This window comes from Gillisia sp. JM1, from assembly GCF_000424645.1.
GTDB lineage: Bacteria > Bacteroidota > Bacteroidia > Flavobacteriales > Flavobacteriaceae > Gillisia.
The window spans coordinates 307,009-328,281 of sequence record NZ_AUKH01000007.1; the positions used below are offsets into that span (position 1 = coordinate 307,009).

Here is a 21,273-nt window from a genome sequence, read left to right on the forward strand (position 1 = left end):
TTATTCACTCCATTGGGTTTCGTTCAGAATAACAATTTTGTCGTTGGAAATAAAAGTTTATTAAAACCTCAACGAGTAATTAATTCCCAGGGAAATCTGCTTTACGCTTGTTTAAAAATGCTGAAGTTCCCTCTTCAAAATCGGCGGTACCAAAGCAGCTTCCAAATTCATTAATTTCAGTTTCAAAACCATTAACTCCTGTTTCATAATTTGCGTTTACTGCTTTAATAGCAGAGCTAATTGCAACCAAAGAATTACGCATGATCTTGCCAGCTAGCTTTTCAGCAAAATCAAGTAATTCTTCCTGAGAAACAACGTGATTTACCAGATTATACTGCAACGCTTGGTTGGCATCTATCATTCCGGCGGTCATGATCATTTCCATGGCACGTCCTTTTCCAACTAATTGCGGTAATCTTTGTGTACCTCCATATCCTGGTATTAAACCAAGAGAAACTTCAGGAAGTCCCATTTTTGCATTATCACTGGCAATTCTAAAGTGTGCTGCCATTGCTAGTTCAAGTCCGCCACCTAAAGCAAATCCGTTTACTGCTGCAATTACTGGTTTTGAAAAATTAGCTATAAAATCGAATAACTTAGCCTGACCTTCAGCAGCAAGTGCTTTACCTTCTTTCGGAGAGTAGTCCGAAAACTCACTAATATCCGCTCCTGCAACGAAAGCTTTTTCCCCACTTCCTGTTAGAATAATCACTTTTACATCTTCATCTTCTTTTGCATCTTCAAAAGCAACATGTAATTCTTCTATAGTAGCCTTGTTTAATGCATTTAATTTAGTGGGTCTGTCTATTGTAATTTGAAGGATTCCTTCATTATTTTCAACTAAAATATTTTCAAAATTCATCTTGTATATGTTTTTTAGATTTTTAAATACTCTTATCAGAAAAAGGATCCAAGATCGCTTCGCTTTAAGAAACTAGAGACAAGACTCAATTATAACTAACCGAAACCTTGCGTTCAATAAGATACTCAATTCGGGTATAATCTATCTTTTGAATGTTATAAAACCTCTGAATAATAAAGTTATAACGATTTGAATATTTTTACCGGAAACCGATAATTTTATAATATTAATGATTTTAAATGTCACATCGATCGCAAACTGAATGTTCCTTAAATCTTTCAACTTCGTTAACTTTGAATTCTTTTCCAGAATACTCGGTATAAGAGACCCTGAAACTCCCGAAGTATCCTATCGTGTGGACATATCTTTATGAATGGTCCACCCTTTCATTGCGGCTTTAAAATATTTCAATCCTATCCATAGGGTTGTTATACCTGGATGTCTTTTGCTTTCATACCCTTTCCAACCACCAAGTCTAGCTATCGCCCAAACATATCTTTTTAGCTCTTTTTTCTTATAGTGGTTTTTTTGTTTCTCTGTTTTACCTTCCAGACTTTTTATTTGGTGCTCTAAAAACTCTTGCTCTTCTTCTGTAAAACAGCTATCGGCGCTCATCTCTCTTTCTGGTTCTGCATACGCTAGACGCATTAGGAACAGTTTGATGACGACCTCCATTATCAATAAGCTTAGTTTTCTTACCGATGACCCATACTCCAGCTCTGAAGCCTCAACATTGTAACCCTCTTTTTTTAATATTTTGAACACCTCTTCTATCGTCCATCTCCACTTATACGATTCCACGCACATTTCTGCCATTTCTATTGTCTGTATAGGCAAGGTTGTCAATAGCCTCCAGCATATTTTATCGGGGCCAGTATAGTCCGCCTCTTTGGCCTCTATCAGATATAGTTTTATGCTGGATGCCACTCCTTTGCTCGTTGCGCTGGTTCTTTTGAGTTCCACCTCTTTATATCTGATTTCAATTTTTGCCGTCCTTTTTTTTTTGGTCTTTGCACAGGCATCCACCTGTACCTCATAAAACCCTTGGCAGGGTTGATCTTCCAGGCAACTGAATAATTTTGACCTATCTGCCAATGTTCTATCCACTCGGGCTCTTATCAACAGATCTGTTTGTGCATCTGGTATGATTGCAAACTGTTCGTAAATATCCCCTTCTCTATCTTGTACGATCACCATTCCCTCTACCACATCACGTAGTGAGGCCTGTGTGTTTTTGGACACCTCTATCCATTTATAGGATTCTTTTTCTTCTATGGGCAGTTTACCGTACTGTCTTTCATGCTTTGATTTGAACTCTAAGGGCCTGTTCCAAACTTTAATATCAGAATAGCCGTAGGGGGTACCAGTCACGGCATCCAAGACCAAACTTGGATGAATAAAGAATCCCAATCCTTGGGAGCCCTTTGCATTGGTAGTACCCACAAAGCTATCTTTGTTGATTCTTTTACCATGGCTGCTTAAGTTGATTTCTGTGGTATCTTGGATACAGACAACGAATCTGCCGGCACATGCCGTGCGGCAATTATGAATCAGGTTTTCTATAATATCTTTTTCACTGACCCTGTCGTTCTGCAAAAAACGGTAAACCGCTTTTGCCTCTGATTCATTCCTGCTAATCTGACGGATTGAATGGACGCTCTTACTGAATAGATCCGATAAAATCTTATTGCCTCTGTAAACTAAACGTTTATCCTCTAGGCCTGTGAATCCCCTTTTCATTTTATTAGCAAAACTATTATTAGTCAGCTAAAATATTAAAAAATTGTGTCCACACGATAGGAAGTATCGGGACAGGGTGACGATACTGGTTATAACTTCCGTCATGCTTAACTTGTTTCAGCATCTTTCATACGTCAATTTCCCACGCTAGATAAATCTTTTTATTAATGACCTCAGGGGACAAAAAAATTGTATCCTCAGAACTTTAAATAAAAACGAAACTTGAACATTTTAAGAAGCCTGCTTTGGAAACTTTACGGTAAAGATAGTGCCTTTATCTTTCTCTGAAATAAAAGTGATCTCACCTTGATAAGTTTCTACTATATTTTTAACCATCGCCAGGCCTAGACCCATTCCGCTAGATTTAGTGGTGAATTTTGGCTCAAAGACTTTTTCTTTATCTTCTTTTGAAACTCCTATCCCATTATCTGATACCTGGATAATAACCATTGTATCATCTTCAGACACCTCCACCAAAATTTTTGGATTCTCTACTTCCTGCAAGGCTTGCGTGGCATTTTTAACCAGATTAGTAACCACCCTAATCAACTGAGTCCGATCAAATTTCGCTAGAATCTCTTCTTTTTCTGAATGAAAAACGATGTAATTTTCATTGAAAATATCCAGCGCCAATTTAACGATTTTTGATACATTCAGGATCTCGTTTTGTTGTGCGGGCATCTTTGCGAAATTGGAAAAAGCAGAAGCTATCGCACTCATGGTGTCTATTTGATGGATAAGTGTATTGGTATATTCATCTACTTTTTGATGTACATTTGGATCTTCAGGATCAAATTTTCTTTGAAAACTTTGCACGGTTAAGCGCATTGGTGTTAACGGATTTTTAATTTCATGTGCCACCTGTTTTGCCATTTCCCGCCAAGCTTGTTCCCTCTCTCCTGTAGCAAGTTTAACGGCACTCTCCTCCAACTCATCTATCATACTATTATAAGCTGAGACTAGCGCATAAATCTCTTCAGAAGCATTTTCTATTTGTATTTTCTGAAGGCGTTTGTCTAAACGTGTCTCAATGATCTTTTGTGACACTATTTTAAGTGATTTAGTGATGTATTTAGATAGAAAATAAGACATCAAGATCGCAATAAGGAACATAAAGAGGTAAACCTCACCTAATTTCATTAAAAAATCGTTCAGATCTTTCTGAAGCAGATCGTCATCTTGTAAATATGGAAGAAATAAGATTGCCAACGGCTTAAATTTATTGTCTGTGATATACGTATAAGAAGACTGAAATTTCTGCTCATTCACCTGAGACCGATTTAGATATCTTTTATTTTGGGAATTTTCCAATTCCTTAATAATATGCTTCGAGATTTGCACATTGGTAGTATCCCTAAAGAATGATTCGTTAGATTTTATAAGTAGTTTCCCGTTAAGATCATACACATTAAGCTGCATATCGTGCACTTGTGAGATCTCATAAATTTTGTTGTTCTGCTGAAGGATCACAGGCATATTCTCTGTATTTACCAGATGAGTAGTTCCTTCTAATACAAATTTTATATTCTCCCGAATTGCCTGTTCTTTTCGCTCAAGACGTTCCCGGTGATAAGCTTCAGATTCCTGTTTATATTGAAAAACAGTTACCCCGGCAATAAGTATGGAAGCTCCTAAAACCAATAACATCATAGAGATGAAAATTCGGTTTCTTAAAGATAATTTTAAAAGCTTCATAAAGTATTTTGCGTAGTTATTCTCAAATAATCAATTATCACACCATGTTAAGCATCTGGGCTCTTAGAACGAATTCGCTTGTATATTTTTATACCAAGCATCAACATAGCTGCCAACAGAAATATACCAAGAACTCCATAGATCCAATTAATCGCATCTCGAACGATCACCAAAAAGATCACCGAAAATAAGATCAAAGTAGCCCCCTCATTCCATAAGCGCATCTGGTTGGAAGTCCATTTTATAACATCGTGCTGCATCTCTTTAAATATTAGATGAGATTTGAAGTGATAGGCATATAACAGCACGACAAATCCCAGTTTTACTTGCATCCAATCCTGCTCTACCCAGGCTGGCATCAAATAAAGCATCCAAAAAGCGAAGATACTAGCTAAAATTGCTGAAGGCCAAGTAATAATATACCAAAGCCGTTTGGTCATAAGTTTTAACTGGGTTGTTAAGATGGAACGTTCGGGTTCCTGCCTGGCTGCGGCCTCAATATGATATACAAAAAGTCGCGGAATGTAGAACAAGCCCGCAAACCAGGTAATTATAAATATTAAATGAAGGGATTTAATGTAATTGTAATATTCCATTGATCTTATTGAGCGTCCAAAAATAAATAATTAAGATTCTTCGTATTGAATTGCCTGTTGAAATCTTCCATTTCTTTGTCTATCAACGAATTGAAAGCACTTAATTCCTTTTTTATTTCTGAAGTTAATTCGTTTTTAACGGCGATATCTTGATCTGTTGGTGGAAAATCTCCCATTCCAACTAACGAATTTAAATGTGCCAATTTGTTAGTTAACTTAATCGGGAAATTTAAAGGGTCTTGACCACTTTTATTTTGAGTTTGATATAAAGCTTTCTCGATCTCACTAAAGCGATCTTCCATTTCTTTAGCTTTTCCAACCAAATCCTTTACCTCAGCCTTGCCCTTGTATTGTGTTTGAAATGAATTTAATTGCGCATTTATCTTTCTTATCTTTTTGATAGATTTATGTGCTTCATCTACAGTAGCATTTACATCACTAATGAAATCGTATTGATCCTGAAGTCCTGCAGCATCTGTTTCAGAATTTGGGTTTGCCAGTACAGTAAAAGACTTGCGCTGTTTCTCACCGTTCACATTCAATTCTACCGAATATTCTCCTGGTAGAATTCTTGGCCCTTCAAGATCTGCCCACCAAAGAATCATTCTATCCAGTTTTTCTGCTCCCTTTTGATACATGTCCCAAACAAACATATTTGAGCCTTTCTCTACTTTTAATTTATCCTCTTTAGATTGGTTTCCGAAGGATTTTAAAGTGTCATTAGCCTGATTGAAATAGGTAAGATAAATAGTGTCCTTCTTTTCATCTAGTTCTTCAATATTGAAATAGGTTACTACACCATTTGAATGATTGGTTCCCTCGGTCTTAGAATTGCTTCCGCTCCCCCCACCAATTCTATAGGTTGGCTTAGGCTGATATAAAAACTGTCCTTTTTTATTAGTTGAAGCGTCTTTATATTGGTGCAATACACTAAGATCATCCAAGATCCAAATACTTCTACCCTGAGTTGCTACAATTAGATTGTCCTCTTTTATTGCTAGATCTGTAATAGGAACGATCGGCAAATTCAACTGAAACGCTTTCCAGTTAGCACCTTGATCAAAAGATATATATATTCCCTCTTCAGTTCCTGCATATAATATATTCTTGTTGGTTGGATCCTCACGAATCACTCTTGTAAAATGTTCGACATTAATACCATTAGTTATTTTGGTCCAACTTTCACCAAAATCAGTAGTTTTATAAAGGTAAGGTGCAAAATCTCCAGATTTATAACTGGTTGCTGCTATATAAGCTGTTCCCACTTCATGATCACTGGTTTCTAATGAATTTACTTGTGCCCACTTAGGGAGATCTTTAGGAGTTACATTTTCCCAATTCTTTGCACCGTCCTGAGTTACATGCACCAATCCATCATCACTTCCTACCCAGATCAATCCTTCTTTTATGGAAGATTCTTCAGCAGCAAAAATAGTAGCATAATATTCTACTCCAGTATTATCTTGTGTAATTGGACCACCACTAGAGCCCAATTTAGTTGAATCGTTCCTCGTAAGATCTCCACTTATGGTTTCCCAAGATTGACCTTCATTTGTAGTTACATGAACATGATTAGAAAAAGTATATAATTTATTAGGATCATGCTTAGAGAAGATAATTGGAAAGTTCCATTGAAATCTATATTTCATATCCTCGGCTCCATGTCCCATTGGGTTATCAGGCCAAACATTAATTGCACGTTGTGTATTCTTTTCGTGATTTACTCGAGTTAAAAATCCACCATAGCTTCCTCCATAAACAATTTCATCGTTCTCTGGATCTACCGCAATATGTGCCGATTCTCCTCCCGCTGTAGATTCCCAATTCTCTTCAGAAATAGAATATTCGGTACTTCTATGATCTATTCTAATAGTTGAATTATCCTGTTGTGCCGCGTAAATCCTATAAGGAAAATGATTGTCTGTAGTAAGTCTGTAGAATTGTCCTGTTGGCTGATTGTGATAGGTACTCCAGGTCTCCCCTCCATCGTAAGTTACCTGCGCACCTCCATCGTCACCCATTATTATTCTATCTGGGTTTTCTGGCGCTATCCACATATCATGATGATCTCCATGTGGCGCTCTTGCTGAAGTGAAATTCTCCCCACCATCTTTAGATTTATGATAAGATACATTTACAACATACACCACATCCTCATCTTTCGGGTCAGCATAAATTCTCGTATAGTACCAGGCACGTTGTCTTAATTCGCGATTGCTATTTATATTCTTCCAGGTTTCACCAGCATCTTCACTTCTATAAACTCCTCCTTTATCTTTATTTTCAACAATTGCCCAAACTCTGTTGGAATTCACCGGAGAAACTGTAATTCCCATAATTCCCAAAGTGTCATGAGGGAAGCCCTTATTTTTAGAAATTTCTTTCCAAGTCTCTCCGCTATCGGTACTTTTCCAGAGGGCTGACCCTTCACCTCCACTACTCAAACTATAAGGAGTTCGTTGCACTCTCCAGGTTGAAGCATATAAAATTCTGGGGTTATTAGGATCCATAATAAGATCTACTGCTCCCGCCTGATCATTTACGAAAAGTGTCTTTTTCCAAGTGGCTCCTCCATCTATACTCTTATAAACACCACGTTCTTCAGTTGGTTTATATATATTCCCCAATACCGCTGCGTAAACGATCTCTGGATTGGTAGGATGAATAGAGATCCTTGGGATATGTCTGCTTTTTTCTAAACCTTTAGATTCCCAGGTTTTTCCTGCATCTACAGATTTCCAAACTCCCGAACCAGAGGATACGTTTCCTCTCAAAGTTTTTTCACCACCTCCAGCAAAGATTATATTATGATCACTATTTGCAACACTTATTGCTCCTATACTTCCTCCAAAAAAACCATCTGAAATATTCTCCCATGTTCTTCCGCCATCTGTAGAACGCCAAATTCCACCTCCGGTAGACCCAAAATAGAATAAATTCGGTTCCCCGGGAACTCCCGTAACTGCTGCAGATCTTCCACCTCTGAACGGGCCGATCAATCTATATTTTAAAGCAGCATAGGCTTCTTGATCTATTTCTGTGTCAGCCGATTTTTTATTTCGCTGTGCATTGGTTTCAGTATAAATTCCGAAGAAAAAAAAGAGAAGAAAAAGTTTAAGTATCGTTGCTTTCATTTAAAAAATTTTTGAATAAGATGGCTGATGTATTAGAAAAATCAAGAACCTCGGGGCAAGCCCACGAGTTTGTCCCGATGGTTCGGGAGGATCATACTTTTAAAAATTCGAGGCAAGCCCGCCTGAATGAAATTCTTTTCGGGCAGGCCTCGGGAAATTAAACCCTCAATGAGGGATTAAATATACCAATTTCTAGGTAACCTTTTCAGAAAGCGAGGGCTTTAAACGCAACCTGATCTCTCTGTTCAAAAAATAGGCGGTAACAATTGTGGAAAGGACATCGGCCAATGGAAATGAGATCCAAACTCCTATCTCTCCATAATACATTGGCAAGATCAAAACCAACGGAATAAAGAAAAAACCTTGTCTGGAAAGAGTAAGCAATAATGCCGGAATGGCTTTTCCTATAGCCTGAAAATATGCCGAGCCAATAAGCTGTAAAGCAATAATTGGAGTAGCCGCAAATACCCAACGCATGGCATTCGGAGTATCCCGAACCACATTTGGATTGTCTGTAAATATGCGAACAATATCTTCTGAAAAGGTCATGATCCCTGCAAACACCAATAAACCTAATACTGAAGAATATAGAATAGCGGTATTGATGCTTTCTCTAACTCGACCCCAATTTCCCGCTCCAAAGTTGTAACCCGCAATTGGCAGAAATCCCTGAGTGACTCCTAAAACTGGGAAAAGTGCGAACATGAGCATTCTTCCAATAATTGCATAAACGGTAACCGAATCTTCTCCTCCTAATTCGAAGAGGATATTGTTCATTAAAAGATAGGTAATGCTCACTACGGCTTGTCTTGCTAAGGTTACAAATCCTAAAGAGGAGATTTCTGAAAGTACGGGTAGATCGAAACCAAAATGTGACCAATTTATTTTTAATTCTGAATTCTTAGATAGAAAGAACCAGACCACATAAGAAAAGCAGAAAAAATAAGAAACACTGGTAGCAACGGCTGCTCCCAACATACCCATATCTAATAGGTTTATTAGAATATAATCTAGTATAAGGTTTGTAACGGAAGGAATGATCATAGCGATCATTGCAAATTTTGGTTTCCCTTCAGCTCTTATCACATTGTTCCCCATCATACAAAGCGCTAAAAAAGGCACTCCATAAAGAACAACGGTATAATAGATCTTGGCAGGTTCAAAAATATCTCCTTTCCCCCCAAAAGCTGGGATAATAGAATCTATAAAAGTTAGCCCAACTAGGACTAAAGCAACACTTAAAATTAAAGTAAGGCTTATCTGATTCCCAAAGGTCTTCAAAGCTTTAGAACTGTTGCCTGCTCCCAAAGCTCGGGAGATAATAGAAGAACCTCCAATCCCGATTGCCATCCCTAGCGCGGCAATAAAGAAAGAAACGGGTAAAACAACATTTATGGCAGCAATTGCTATAGACCCGATCCAGTTTCCAACAAAAATGGTATCGACTAGAATATTCAAAGACATTACCAAGATCCCGATGGATGCAGGTAATGCCTGTTTTATTAGAAGTCTCCAAATAGGATCCTTGCCTAAAGCCGCTGAATTTATATGGGCCATTATGCTTCCACAGGATTGGAAAATGCCCATTCATCTACCCATCTGGAAAGTACTTTTACCCAATCTTCTCGAGTATTCAAACAAGGAACAACGGTAAATTTTTCGCCTCCAACTTCGTGAAAGATCTCCTCTCCTTCCATAGCAATCTCTTCCAATGTTTCTAAACAGTCACTTACAAAAGCTGGCGTAACAATGGCTAAATTTTTCATGCCTTGTTTTCCAAATCTTTCTATAGTTCTATCCGTATACGGTTGCAACCATGGATCGAAACCTAATCTAGATTGAAAAGAAACACTATAAGTATTTTCTTTTAGCTGAAGATATTCTGCAACTAATCTTGTGGTTTCAAAACATTGATGTCTATAACAAAATTGGTGTGCCGGAGAGGCTGTTTTGCAGCAGCTTCCATCTATCTGGCAATGAGATTTTGTGATATCGCTTTTACGGATATGTCTTTCTGGAATTCCATGGTAAGAAAATAAGATATGTTGATATTCTACATCTTTCAATTTTTCTTGAACGCTATTTGCAAGAACCCTTACGTAATCTGGATGATTGTAAAATGATGGAACAGATGTAAACTGCATATTCGGGAAAAACTCTTTCCTTAATTCTTCTGCCAGCACCAAGATAGTTTCCGTGGTAGCCATTGCAAATTGAGGATATAAAGGAAATATTAAAACCTCATCTACACCTTGATCATGTAATTCCTGAAGCCCGGATTTCATATTTGGCGTACCGTAACGCATTGCCAGAACAATAGGAACAGAGGTGTTTTCATCTATCTTATCTTTTAATCTTTCAGATAGTACAATTAGCGGTGAACCTTCGTCCCACCAGATTTTTTGATACGCAGCAGCAGATTGTTTAGGACGGGTATTTAAAACAATTCCTTTTACAAGCAAGGTTCTTGCCCATAAAGGAACGTCTATTACACGTTCGTCCATCAAAAATTCCCCTAAATATTTTTTTACGTCTTTTGGATCGGTGCTATCTGGAGATCCCAAATTTACTAGAAGTACGCCTTTACTCATGTTTCTTCGTTTTCAGCAATTTTTTGAAAAAAATAAAATTACGATTATAAAATATTATGCAACCAATTGTTTGGTTGTTTTGATAAATGTGATCATTAGAAAAATCAATACATTAAGAATTGTTTGGGAGCACTAAAGACATCACATACTTTTTAGGAGTGGTTCCAAATTTCTTTTTAAAGGCCGCAATAAAATGACTTGATGTGCTATAGCCAACTTTTAAACCAACTTCATTCACATTGAATTCTCCAGAATCCAATAATTTTCTGGCATATTCCATCTTATAATCAAACAGGAAACTATAAACAGAATCACCATAGATCTGTTTGAAGCCTTCTTTTAGTTTTTTTAAACTTAATCCGATCTCTGTAGAGAGCTCCTGAAGCGAAGGTGGTTCTGCCATATGAGCTATCACAATATCCTTTGCTCTTCTAATCTTCATCACATTCTCCTCGTCTACCAAGAAAGGACATTGCTCTACACTTTTATCCCCTGTTCTATTAAAATAAAGACTTAACAACTCATAGGCCTTGGCTTTAAAATATAGCGATTTTATAGATGGCATTAAATTGAAGTTCATTAACTGATTGAGAACAATAGCCATAGAGGGAGTAATATCGCCATCTTTATAATATTTCTTGTCGCTGTTCTCTTCACTCAAAAAAGGAATATAACTGGCTTCCTGAGAAAACATAGAGTGAAATTTCTTAATAGAGATCACCAAAGAGATTACCCAAGACTTTGGATGTAGATCTAAATTTAAAGGCAAGTCCCGTTGCGGATTATATAGAAGCAAAGAATATTCCTCTTTTAATGGCAACTCGTAGCTGCTATTATTAAATAGAAATTTCCCGTCTCCTTTCACACAAAAATGAAACTGGATGTAGGTACTGTCTATTTCTCTGCTAATTCTTTGTGGTTGATTTTTTTCATTTTGGAACTTTAAAATATAGAAACCATCTTCAATTTTGGTTTCATCTACGAACCCTTCAGCGATATTTTTTTCTTCTGAAATCATAAGAAATTTCGGTTTTTATTTAGAATCAGTCTAAACTAAATATTCTATAGTATTTGTAATCACTACAAATTTAGCGTATTTGCATCAATTAGCGATACATCTAACTATAAATCCCATCAAGCGACATATTTAGTACTTTGAGCGTTACTTTTTAAATAAGCTATCATATACCTTTGCCATCGAATACCTAATTAGGTTCATGGAAAATTATCATATCTCTCGCGGGAAACACTTTTATACAATTGGATTAAGCTATAAAAAAGCCGATGCCGATATTAGAGGACATTTCAGCCTTACGGAAGAAGGAAAATCAAACTTACTGCAACAAGCCAAGATAGAAGGAATAGATGGTCTCATCGTTACTTCTACCTGTAACCGTACTGAATTGTATGGATTTGCACAGCACCCATATCAATTAATCAAATTGCTTTGCCAACATACTCACGGCACTGTGGAGGAGTTCGAAAAAGTGGCTTTTGTTTATAAAAACAGAGACGCCATTTCTCATATGTTTAAAGTGGGAACCGGTTTAGATAGCCAGATACTAGGGGATTTCGAAATTATAAGTCAGTTAAAACTCGCTTTTATAGCTTCAAAAAAGATTGGTGTTGCTAATCCTTTTATGGAGCGTCTGATAAATTCTGTTATTCAAGCAAGCAAGCGAATAAAGAACGAAACACAATTGTCTAGCGGTGCTACTTCAGTGAGTTTTGCTTCGGTTCAATATATTTTAAATGAAGTTGAAAATGTTACCGATAAAAATATTCTTTTATTCGGAACAGGAAAAATAGGTAGGGATACCTGTGAAAATTTGGTGAAACATTCCAAAAACAGTCACATCACCTTAATCAACAGAACCAAGAATAAGGCCGAAAAAATTGCCGGAAAGTTCAATTTACAAGTAAAAGATTACGCCGATCTTCAATCTGAGATTCGCCAAACAGATATTTTAATTGTGGCTACCGGAGCTCAAAACCCTACCATCTCTAAGGAATTGATCTACGCGAAAAAGAAATTATTGATCTTAGATCTTTCAATTCCTAAAAATGTAGCAGACGATGTTATTGGAATGGAAAATGTAACCGTGGTCCATTTAGACCAACTTTCACAAATGACAGATACTACTCTGGAAAGAAGAAAAGAATTTATTCCGCAGGCACAAGAGATCATTAAGGAAGTAGAAGGAGATTTCAATAAATGGTTAGAAATGCGAAAATTTGCACCTACCATTAAAGCCTTAAAGAAGAAGTTGAAAACGATGAAAGATGCAGAACTGGATTTCCAGAGCAAGAAATTAGTAGACTTCAATAGTGAGCAAGCAGAAATAGTAAGCAATAGAATTATTCAAAAAATAATGAATCATTTTGCCAATCACCTTAAAGATGATACTAACACCTCAGATGAAAGTTTGGAACTTATCCAAAAAGTCTTTCAGCTAGAAGATTCCATTTAATGAGCAAAGTTATTAGAATTGGTACCCGCGATAGTGAATTAGCACTGTGGCAGGCAAAGAACGTACAAGCCGCACTTGAGAAACTAGGGCACAAAACAGAATTACTTCCTGTAAAATCTACCGGCGATCTAAACCTTGATCAGCCTTTATATGAAATGGGGATTACAGGTATTTTCACCAAAACACTGGATGTTGCCATGTTAACCGGGAAAATTGATATTGCTGTTCACTCTATGAAAGATGTGCCGACTGCATTACCAAAAGGAATTGTGGAAGCCGCTGTTTTAAAAAGAGCAAATTCAAAAGACATACTTATCCATAAAGGCCTAGATTTTTTGAATTCTGAAGGAACTATTGCCACCGGAAGTTTGAGAAGGAAAGCACAATGGTTAAACAAATATCCAACCCATAGCTCTGTAGATCTTCGCGGAAATGTAAATACCAGATTAAAAAAATTGGAAGACAACAACTGGGACGGCGCCATATTTGCCGCTGCCGGACTAGAACGCATCAATTTAACCCCAGAGAACTCTTTAGATCTGGACTGGATGATTCCAGCTCCAGCTCAAGGCGCCATGCTTGTAGTTGCTATGGAAAATGATACAGAAACTAGAGAGGTTTTAAAAGCCTTGAATCATAGAGAATCTGAAATTTGTGTGCATATGGAACGTGAATTCTTAAAGATTTTGGAAGGTGGATGTACCGCTCCAATTGGAGCTTTAGCAACTATTGAAGGAAATGAGATCTCATTTAAAGCAGCCTTATTCAGTTTAGATGGAAAAAAACAAGTTTCTATAGAAAGAAGGATCGCTATTGAAGACGCACCTAATTTCGGAAAAGAATGCGCCTTAAAAGTGCTAAATAATGGAGGAAGAGTGTTGATGGAAGGAATTAAAGAAGCCTTAAACTAACTAATATGGCTACCTTACTTTCCACAAAGATCCTTGCTGAAAATCAGAAACAATTGATTCTGAATTCCGGAATTGGCCTTGTGGAATATGATGCGATTAACATTGGTTTTGATAACTCTTCATTAGATGCACCAATTCCCAGAAACCTCATTTTTACGAGTCAAAATGGAGTAAAAGGTTTCTTTACTCAATATCCAGAGTTTCAAACCCGGGAACTTAATATTTATTGTGTTGGTGATAAGACCAAGCTTGAGATAGAAAAAAATGGATATTCTGTAGTCGCTTCAGCAAATTCTGCTGAAGAATTAGCTCATATGATAGTGAATGAATTCAATGAAAAACAATTTCTTTATCTCTGCGGATCTAAGCGGAGAGAGGAATTACCCGACCTTCTAAAAAAACAGAATATCTCTATTCAGGAATTAGAAGTATATACCACTACTCTGAATCCTAAAAAATTCAATAGAAATTTTGAAGGCGTACTGTTTTTCAGCCCAAGTGGCGTTCAAAGCTATTGCAAGAAAAATGACTTAAATTCGAGTACCGCTTTTTGTATTGGGGAAACCACTGCCGCCGAAGCTAAAAAACATACTCAAAATATAATTATAGCAAATAAGCCTAGTATTGAAAATGTGATCGTACAGGCGGTTAAAAAATATAAGAAATGATCAAGAACGATTTATTTTTAAGAGCACTAAAAGGAGAGACCGTAGATAGGCCACCAGTTTGGATGATGCGCCAGGCAGGAAGATATTTACCAGATTTCATGAAATTAAAAGAAAAATATGATTTCTTCACCCGTTGTAGAACTCCGGAGTTAGCAACAGAGATCACTGTAATGCCTATAAATCAAGTAGGTCCAGATGCAGCTATTTTATTTAGTGATATTCTTGTGATTCCTCAAGCTATGAATATTGAGGTAGAAATGAAGCCCAGCGTTGGGCCTTGGTTGCCAAACCCTGTGCGTACCAGCAAAGATGTTGAGAAAGTAATTGTACCAAATGTACATGAAGAGTTAGGTTATGTGATGGATGCCATTAAAATGACCAAGCAAGCGCTGAATGATGAGGTGCCGTTGATAGGTTTTGCGGGTTCTCCGTGGACTATTTTATGCTACACTGTACAAGGCCAAGGTTCCAAGAATTTTGATATCGCAAAGAAATTTTGTTTCACAAATCCTGTTGCCGCACATATTTTGCTTCAAAAAATAACCGACACTACCATTGCTTATCTAAAAGCGAAAGTTGCTGCTGGGGTAGATGCGGTGCAGATCTTTGATTCTTGGGGAGGAATGTTGTCACCAACAGATTATCAAATCTTTTCATGGCAATATATGCAACAAATTATAAATGCTTTAAAAGATGAAGTGCCTGTGATCGCATTTGGAAAAGGATGTTGGTTTGCATTAGATGAAATGTCTAAATCTGGAGCTTCGGCATTAGGAATAGATTGGACTTGTTCTGCAAGAAATGCACGTTATTTAACTGGAGGAAAGATCACACTTCAAGGGAATCTTGATCCTACAAGATTATATTCGCCACCTGCAGAGATCAGAAAAATGGTTCATCAAATGATCGATGAATTCGGAAAAGACAGGTATATTGTAAATCTAGGTCACGGAATTTTACCAGATATTCCAGTAGAGAATGCCCGTGCTTTTGTAGATGCGGTTAAAGAATATTCGAAATAATTCATAATGCTTAACAAAGGTCTAAAAGACGAAGAGAACCAAAAGATCAATGAGCTTATTGGCAAATTGATCGCCTTGGAATTTGTTCCTGAATTTTATTATAGTGAACAACGATCAAAGGTTAATGGACTCTTATTTGAAGAGCTAGGTTTTAGAATTTCAGATCTTCAAGCTTGGTCTTCTGAAGAATTGTTGATCAAATTGAAACAATTGAACTTTGACTTTTCAAATTACGAACAATTTGGAGATCTTCTTTTAAAGTTAATTCCTTTAGAAGATGTAGATCATGAATCGCACTTGGCGAAAAGCACGATAGCCGTTTACGAAACAGCACAAATAGAGAGTAAAACATTTTCGTTTAGTTTAATTCAGAAATTAAATCAAGCAAAAGCATTAGTATAGATTCGCATGAAAAATAGATTCCTCCAATATATAGAGCAACTACAAGACTCCATTACTTCCAAATTGGAAGAAGTAGATGGTGGTACAAAGTTTAAAGAAGATCTTTGGAATCGCCCAGAAGGTGGTGGCGGAAGAACACGAGTTATAGAAAATGGCGGGGTTTTCGAGAAAGGCGGAGTGAATATCTCTCAGGTGCATGGCCCACTTCCTCCTGCAATGCAACAATATTTTAAGGTGGGAGAAGTAGATTTTTTCGCCTGTGGATTAAGTTTAGTCCTTCATCCAAAAAGTCCGATGGTGCCTACAGTTCATGCAAACTGGCGTTATTTTGAAATGTACGATAAGAGCGGAACCCTTATAGACAGTTGGTTTGGTGGCGGGCAAGATCTTACACCTTATTATTTATTTGATGAAGATGCAAAACATTTCCATGAGATCTGCAAAAAGGCCTGCGATGCACATCATCCAGATTTTTATACTGAATACAAGCAGAAATGTGACGAATATTTCTGGAATTCACATAGGGATGAAGCCCGAGGAATTGGAGGTTTATTCTTCGATTATTGTAAAGCTTCAGAAAAGATGAGCATGGAAGATTGGTTCAATTTTGTTACCGAAGTGGGAAATAGCTTTTTAGCATCTTATATTCCAATTGTTGAAAAAAGAAAAGAACTCCCATATTCTAAAGAACAAAGTGATTGGCAGGAGATAAGACGTGGCCGCTATGTAGAATTCAATTTAGTACATGATAAGGGTACTTTGTTCGGCTTAAAGACCAACGGCAGGATAGAAAGCATTTTAATGAGTTTACCGCCACATGTGCAATGGGTATACGATCATCATCCAGAATCTGGAAGTGAAGAAGAGCGACTTTTAGAGGTGCTAGCACATCCTAAAGATTGGGTATAGGCTAACATCCCATCCCCAGCCCTTCCCTAGGGGAAGGGAGCAAATATTTTCTCAAGATCAGGGCAAATCTAAATATAGCCTTCATTATTTAAATCAAAAAAGCCTTCCAATTTCACTTTAAAAAGTGAAACTTGAAAGGCTTTAAAGAATTATTCTAATTTAAGTTTTAAAGGCCAGATAGTTTCATATTCAATTATGTGTTATTTATGAGAATGTCAGGTTGAGCGAAGTCGAAACCTAATTTTTACATGCAATGATTCTTCACTTCGCAAATGACATTAGAACATCTACTTGTCATCCTGACGAAGGAAGGATCTCTTTATAATACGATGATCATGCTTCCTTTGAGATTCTTCACTGTGTTCAGAATGACAAATGTGTTGTCATCTTGAATGTGTTTCAAAATCTCATAACTGTAAGTCAACAAAATAATTGAAACTCTGAGTTAAACTATTATTGTCGTAACACCAAAATTTTGTTAATATTCACATTTCGACAGGCTCAATGTGACATTAGAGTCTCTACTTGTCATCCTGACGAAGGAAGGTTCTCTTTTATAATACGATGATAGTACTCCTATGAGATTCTTCACTGCGTTCAAAATAACAATCGTACTGTCATCTTGAACGTGTTTTCAGAATCACATAAAATTTATTTTTTATCCCTATTCTTCAATAGATTTCAAATTATCATCTGAATTTCTATCTATCAATTTATTATATGGATCTATTCCTGCTTTTACTGGTTTTTTATTTGTAATAATTGTGAATTTATTGTCTCCTGGTTCTAACCATTTCAATTCAAAATAAAATGGGTTTTTAATTGTTACTTGTTCATCATTTACCACATCTTCACCAAACAAGCCAATATCCACCAGGTTCTTTTTGGAGTCTATTTCACGTTCTCTTCCTGCATCATCATAATAGATCTTTTTAGAATTCACGGTAAATGTGGTTTCCCATTTGCCGGATTTCAATTCTTTGGTCTTGGCATCGATAACCCTATTTTCATAAAGCACTATTTCCTTAAAGCCATCATCTACTTTATATTTAAGGGAATCTGGGGTTACTTTGTATAAAGCTCTATACAAATCTTCTGAAGTAGCATAATAGCCTTTTTCGTTATATTTGAATTCTTCTAAAAAACTACGAAGTCCAGCATTTACTTTATCCTCTCCCATAACATCCTGTAAATCGTACATGATCATAGAGCCTTTCTCATACCAGATATATTGTCCGGTTTCAACATTAATTAAGGATCGTTCTGGTTTAAAACTGAATTGCCTACTAGATAAGTAGGTATCCAGAGAATTCTTTAAAAATGATTTAATACCATTTTCGCCATATTCCTTTTTCATGGTCATAAGTGAAACATACTCAGCTAAAGTTTCGGAAATAATATTAGCTCCAGAGGTTTTACTAGGAGTTACAATATGCCCCCACCACTGGTGAGCTACTTCATGAGAAGTAATCCTAAACGCATAATTATAATCTTCGGCTTTAGAGAAATCTGCCACGAATCCAAAGTTTTCAGAATAAGGAATGGTGGTAGCAAAGGACTGAGCAAAATTAGAATGTGCTGGAAATTCAATGATCCTAATCACAGAATAAGGGTATTCCAAAAAGTTTTTGGAGTTATAATCTAATGAGATTTTAATTCCCTTAATAAAGTATTCTAAATTCCTCTTATGTTTTGGCGAATGATAGATCTCAATATCTACTTTTTTACCACTAGGAGCGATCCAAAAATCCTTCTTAACCTCATATTCTGCGGAAACAAAACTGAAAAAATAATCGGTTTTCCCCTCTAATTTATAATTAAAATAACTGCGGTCATTTTCCTCCCATTTTTTAGTAAGCACGCCCGGTGCAATAGCTGTTTGCCCTTTTGAAGTACTTATGGTTGCTTCAAAAGTCATATAATTTGCATCCTCATTAAAAAGGTTCTTTTTAAGTGCAATACTATCGGTTCTCGGAGGATACAGAAAATCCAGTTTTTCCAAGCCGTGTTTTATACGAACTCCGTTATCGCTTAAAACGCGATCGTAATGAAAGGATGGGAAAATGGCATCTCTAAAGAAGGTTCCATTGCCTAAAACTGCTGTTTCGGGATCTGCAGAAAATCCTTTGGTGATTGCTTTGGTTTCAATTACTAGCGATGCCGAATCTTTTGGTTGTAAAGGCCGTGGTAATTTGTACATAAAAAGGCGGTACACTGTATCCTTCAAAAATGGTTTCAGCTCTACATCATTGTAAACTACTTTTGTAATTCTGGTATCTGCTATAGGGAATTTCACTTCCATTAAAAGCGTGTCTAGGGCCACATCAAAGTTATTAACCACTTTGAATTCGCCTTTAGCCTCTATCCTTCTGTCTTCAGGAAAAATGTCTATAAATGCTTTGAGATCGGTCACTTGAATATGAGGTTTGCCTATGTATTTACCATATTTCTTTTCAGCATCTGCATTTACTTTTTCGCCATAATTCCCGTCTTCTAAATGATTTAAAACTTTCAGGTTGTAGTAGCTATAAGCCCCAACTGAAGCAAAAGCAAATAAAAACACTAAGGTGTACGCGATGGTCCTTCCTGTAAATCGCTGTTTTGCTAATAGTAAACGCTCCTTTCCTGACGAGAAAAAGCCTCGGTTCCAAAAGAGCTTTCCAATAACTGCTAATATGCAAGTAAGTAAGATCCAATAGGCATTCAACCAGAACTCTCCAACTAAGTAATGTCCAAATCCATTAAGGTCGCTTAAGAATCCTCCTGGAGTTCCCCCAAAGATCACTAATGGGTTCGAGGTTTTAAAGGCAAGAGTTAACAGTAATGGTAAGCCAATATAAATAACTATCACTATAAAATGTCCTAAAAACTTATTGTTCACCAATACATGAATGAAAAATGCCAATAACAACGTCATGATAAAAGATGGGAATATCTTGACAAAATTATATGTGAAATACATCCCCAGTTCGTAATCGAAATAACCATTAAAGGTTTGATATATAATTCCAACCACTATACTAATTACAGTTAGTACTACTGCAACTCCAATGAGTGAAATTATTTTAGAAAGGTATAAGGTGTTATTGCTAACTGGAAGGGCATCGTAAAACTCAAAAGTTTTATTTTGTCTGGTTCTATGAACTGCTTCTCCTGCATAAATGATGAGAATTATCACAGAGAACAATGAAATTCCACCAGCGATCTGAGCGACCATATATCTGGTTAGCGGCATCGAGGGTGTTCCATATATTTGATTGGATTGATAGGCTACAAAACCAGCGATCACAATACCGATTACCATTAAAATAATGAAAACCGTTTCCTTTACAATTGAAAGAAATTCTATTTTACTTAGAGACCATAAATTTTCTCTTCTTGCTTTGCTGTTAAATACCTGAACCACTTTTGCAAGTGCATGACCCGCTTTATATTCTTCTTTATCTTCTTTTGTGTTTTGCTTCTTTTTTGAAGACAAAAAGCCTTTGTAGGAAAAGCGAAATAAGGTGAATACAAAAATACCAATAGCTAATCCTAACCAAATTATCCTGTTGATTAAAAACTTACCAGAAAGAGAGAGTTGTGTAGTATTAAGTTCGTGTACAGACCAATATTTATCTATAAAATTTTGTGCTTCAGCTCCAAAAGGATCTACATAAACACTTAACCATTCGGTATCTAAGTTTGCCAAAAGTCTTGAGGAAACTATGGTAAGAATAAAGATCATGATCCCACCCAGATATAAAATAGGCATACGTTTAAAAAACGTCATTAATCCAAAGAATAAACTTCCAATAAAGAATGCATTAAAGGTTAACAAGTAGACAAATGGATAAAAATAGGAGGCAAAGTTGAAAGATGTATAGATTCCATAATCTGGCCTATCTAAAAATATTCCAATTGCAAATCCGCACATTGCACCTAAAACTGCTGCAATATTCATAAATGTAACTATTGTAAAACTTCCCCAGAATCTACCCAGAATATAATTCTTTTCTGAAACAGGAAATGTAAAATAGGTTTGGGCTGTTCTATGCTCTTCGTCCCTATAAACAGCAACTCCCATTATTGCCGCGTAAAAGAAAAGATATAGCACACTCATACCTCCCAAAACACCCATAATGGCATTCGGACTGTTTGTGAATTGTGCCGTGTTCGATTTTTCAAATACCGCGATTAATAGTGGAATAAGAAAAGCTATAAATATGTAGATATAGGTTGCGGGTCTGCGCATTCTATATTTTAGCTCAAATAAGTAGATCTCTTTCATGA

At 36.6% G+C, this 21,273-nt stretch carries 15 protein-coding genes; 6 read left to right on the forward strand and 9 right to left on the reverse strand.

Annotated features, from left to right (window positions below; genetic code table 11):
• Nucleotides 1–79 precede the first annotated feature (79 nt).
• From H033_RS0101390 to H033_RS0101435, 8 genes are all read right to left on the reverse strand, one after another.
• Entirely contained in the window at nucleotides 80–862 is a 783-nt protein-coding gene (locus H033_RS0101390) for an enoyl-CoA hydratase/isomerase family protein (RefSeq protein ID WP_026836730.1), read from the reverse strand.
• A 348-nt stretch (nucleotides 863–1,210) separates the two neighbouring features.
• On the reverse strand, nucleotides 1,211–2,602 hold the full coding sequence (locus tag H033_RS0101395) for an IS4 family transposase (protein WP_026836731.1): 1,392 nt from the start codon (nucleotides 2,600–2,602) through the stop codon (nucleotides 1,211–1,213).
• 231 nt (nucleotides 2,603–2,833) lie between these two features.
• Nucleotides 2,834–4,297, reverse strand: a complete 1,464-nt coding sequence (locus H033_RS0101400) for an ATP-binding protein (RefSeq protein ID WP_026836732.1) — start codon at nucleotides 4,295–4,297, stop codon at nucleotides 2,834–2,836.
• A gap of 47 nt (nucleotides 4,298–4,344) precedes the next feature.
• Entirely contained in the window at nucleotides 4,345–4,893 is a 549-nt protein-coding gene (locus H033_RS0101405) for a CopD family protein (RefSeq protein WP_026836733.1), read from the reverse strand.
• Nucleotides 4,894–4,898: 5 nt separating this feature from the next.
• Entirely contained in the window at nucleotides 4,899–8,027 is a 3,129-nt protein-coding gene (locus H033_RS0101410; RefSeq protein WP_026836734.1) for a WD40/YVTN/BNR-like repeat-containing protein, read from the reverse strand.
• 192 nt (nucleotides 8,028–8,219) lie between these two features.
• The gene (locus H033_RS0101420) at nucleotides 8,220–9,584 is read right to left on the reverse strand and encodes an MATE family efflux transporter (protein ID WP_026836735.1); all 1,365 of its coding nucleotides are present in this window, start codon (nucleotides 9,582–9,584) and stop codon (nucleotides 8,220–8,222) included.
• Nucleotides 9,584–10,618, reverse strand: a complete 1,035-nt coding sequence (gene hemH / locus H033_RS0101425) for a ferrochelatase (protein WP_026836736.1) — start codon at nucleotides 10,616–10,618, stop codon at nucleotides 9,584–9,586. Before hemH ends, H033_RS0101420 begins: the two co-directional genes overlap by 1 nt.
• Nucleotides 10,619–10,730: 112 nt before the next feature.
• Nucleotides 10,731–11,636: an AraC family transcriptional regulator gene (locus H033_RS0101435; protein ID WP_026836737.1), complete on the reverse strand. Its 906-nt coding sequence runs from the start codon at nucleotides 11,634–11,636 to the stop codon at nucleotides 10,731–10,733.
• 199 nt (nucleotides 11,637–11,835) lie between these two features.
• Between H033_RS0101435 and hemA the strand changes: the two genes are divergently transcribed.
• From hemA to hemF, 6 genes are read left to right on the forward strand one after another with little or no spacing between them, the layout of a single operon-like run.
• Nucleotides 11,836–13,089, forward strand: coding sequence for a glutamyl-tRNA reductase (gene hemA, locus H033_RS0101440; RefSeq protein ID WP_026836738.1), 1,254 nt, complete (start codon nucleotides 11,836–11,838; stop codon nucleotides 13,087–13,089).
• On the forward strand, nucleotides 13,089–14,000 hold the full coding sequence (hemC, locus tag H033_RS21725) for a hydroxymethylbilane synthase (protein ID WP_026836739.1): 912 nt from the start codon (nucleotides 13,089–13,091) through the stop codon (nucleotides 13,998–14,000). Before hemA ends, hemC begins: the two co-directional genes overlap by 1 nt.
• A gap of 5 nt (nucleotides 14,001–14,005) precedes the next feature.
• Nucleotides 14,006–14,668: a uroporphyrinogen-III synthase gene (locus H033_RS21730; protein WP_026836740.1), complete on the forward strand. Its 663-nt coding sequence runs from the start codon at nucleotides 14,006–14,008 to the stop codon at nucleotides 14,666–14,668.
• Nucleotides 14,665–15,690 carry a uroporphyrinogen decarboxylase gene (hemE, locus tag H033_RS0101455; protein WP_026836741.1) on the forward strand — a complete coding sequence of 342 codons (1,026 nt, stop codon included), beginning with the start codon at nucleotides 14,665–14,667 and terminating at the stop codon, nucleotides 15,688–15,690. The genes H033_RS21730 and hemE overlap by 4 nt, the downstream gene beginning before the upstream one ends.
• 6 nt (nucleotides 15,691–15,696) lie before the next feature.
• The gene (locus H033_RS0101460) at nucleotides 15,697–16,092 is read left to right on the forward strand and encodes a hypothetical protein (protein WP_026836742.1); all 396 of its coding nucleotides are present in this window, start codon (nucleotides 15,697–15,699) and stop codon (nucleotides 16,090–16,092) included.
• Nucleotides 16,093–16,098: 6 nt separating this feature from the next.
• On the forward strand, nucleotides 16,099–17,001 hold the full coding sequence (hemF, locus tag H033_RS0101465; RefSeq protein ID WP_026836743.1) for an oxygen-dependent coproporphyrinogen oxidase: 903 nt from the start codon (nucleotides 16,099–16,101) through the stop codon (nucleotides 16,999–17,001).
• 664 nt (nucleotides 17,002–17,665) lie between these two features.
• On the opposite strand, the gene H033_RS0101470 is transcribed toward hemF, so the two are convergent.
• Entirely contained in the window at nucleotides 17,666–21,271 is a 3,606-nt protein-coding gene (locus H033_RS0101470) for an ABC transporter permease/M1 family aminopeptidase (RefSeq protein ID WP_026836744.1), read from the reverse strand.
• Nucleotides 21,272–21,273: the final 2 nt, after the last annotated feature.

Bases quoted from the DNA above. Each gene is read 5' to 3' on its own strand.
- H033_RS0101390 (WP_026836730.1), bottom strand. From the start codon at position 862: ATGAATTTTGAAAATATTTTAGTTGAAAATAATGAAGGAATCCTTCAA.
- H033_RS0101395 (WP_026836731.1), bottom strand. From the start codon at position 2,602: ATGAAAAGGGGATTCACAGGCCTAGAGGATAAACGTTTAGTTTACAGA.
- H033_RS0101400 (WP_026836732.1), bottom strand. From the start codon at position 4,297: ATGAAGCTTTTAAAATTATCTTTAAGAAACCGAATTTTCATCTCTATG.
- H033_RS0101405 (WP_026836733.1), bottom strand. From the start codon at position 4,893: ATGGAATATTACAATTACATTAAATCCCTTCATTTAATATTTATAATT.
- H033_RS0101410 (WP_026836734.1), bottom strand. From the start codon at position 8,027: ATGAAAGCAACGATACTTAAACTTTTTCTTCTCTTTTTTTTCTTCGGA.
- H033_RS0101420 (WP_026836735.1), bottom strand. From the start codon at position 9,584: ATGGCCCATATAAATTCAGCGGCTTTAGGCAAGGATCCTATTTGGAGA.
- hemH (WP_026836736.1), bottom strand. From the start codon at position 10,618: ATGAGTAAAGGCGTACTTCTAGTAAATTTGGGATCTCCAGATAGCACC.
- H033_RS0101435 (WP_026836737.1), bottom strand. From the start codon at position 11,636: ATGATTTCAGAAGAAAAAAATATCGCTGAAGGGTTCGTAGATGAAACC.
- hemA (WP_026836738.1), top strand. From the start codon at position 11,836: ATGGAAAATTATCATATCTCTCGCGGGAAACACTTTTATACAATTGGA.
- hemC (WP_026836739.1), top strand. From the start codon at position 13,089: ATGAGCAAAGTTATTAGAATTGGTACCCGCGATAGTGAATTAGCACTG.
- H033_RS21730 (WP_026836740.1), top strand. From the start codon at position 14,006: ATGGCTACCTTACTTTCCACAAAGATCCTTGCTGAAAATCAGAAACAA.
- hemE (WP_026836741.1), top strand. From the start codon at position 14,665: ATGATCAAGAACGATTTATTTTTAAGAGCACTAAAAGGAGAGACCGTA.
- H033_RS0101460 (WP_026836742.1), top strand. From the start codon at position 15,697: ATGCTTAACAAAGGTCTAAAAGACGAAGAGAACCAAAAGATCAATGAG.
- hemF (WP_026836743.1), top strand. From the start codon at position 16,099: ATGAAAAATAGATTCCTCCAATATATAGAGCAACTACAAGACTCCATT.
- H033_RS0101470 (WP_026836744.1), bottom strand. From the start codon at position 21,271: ATGAAAGAGATCTACTTATTTGAGCTAAAATATAGAATGCGCAGACCC.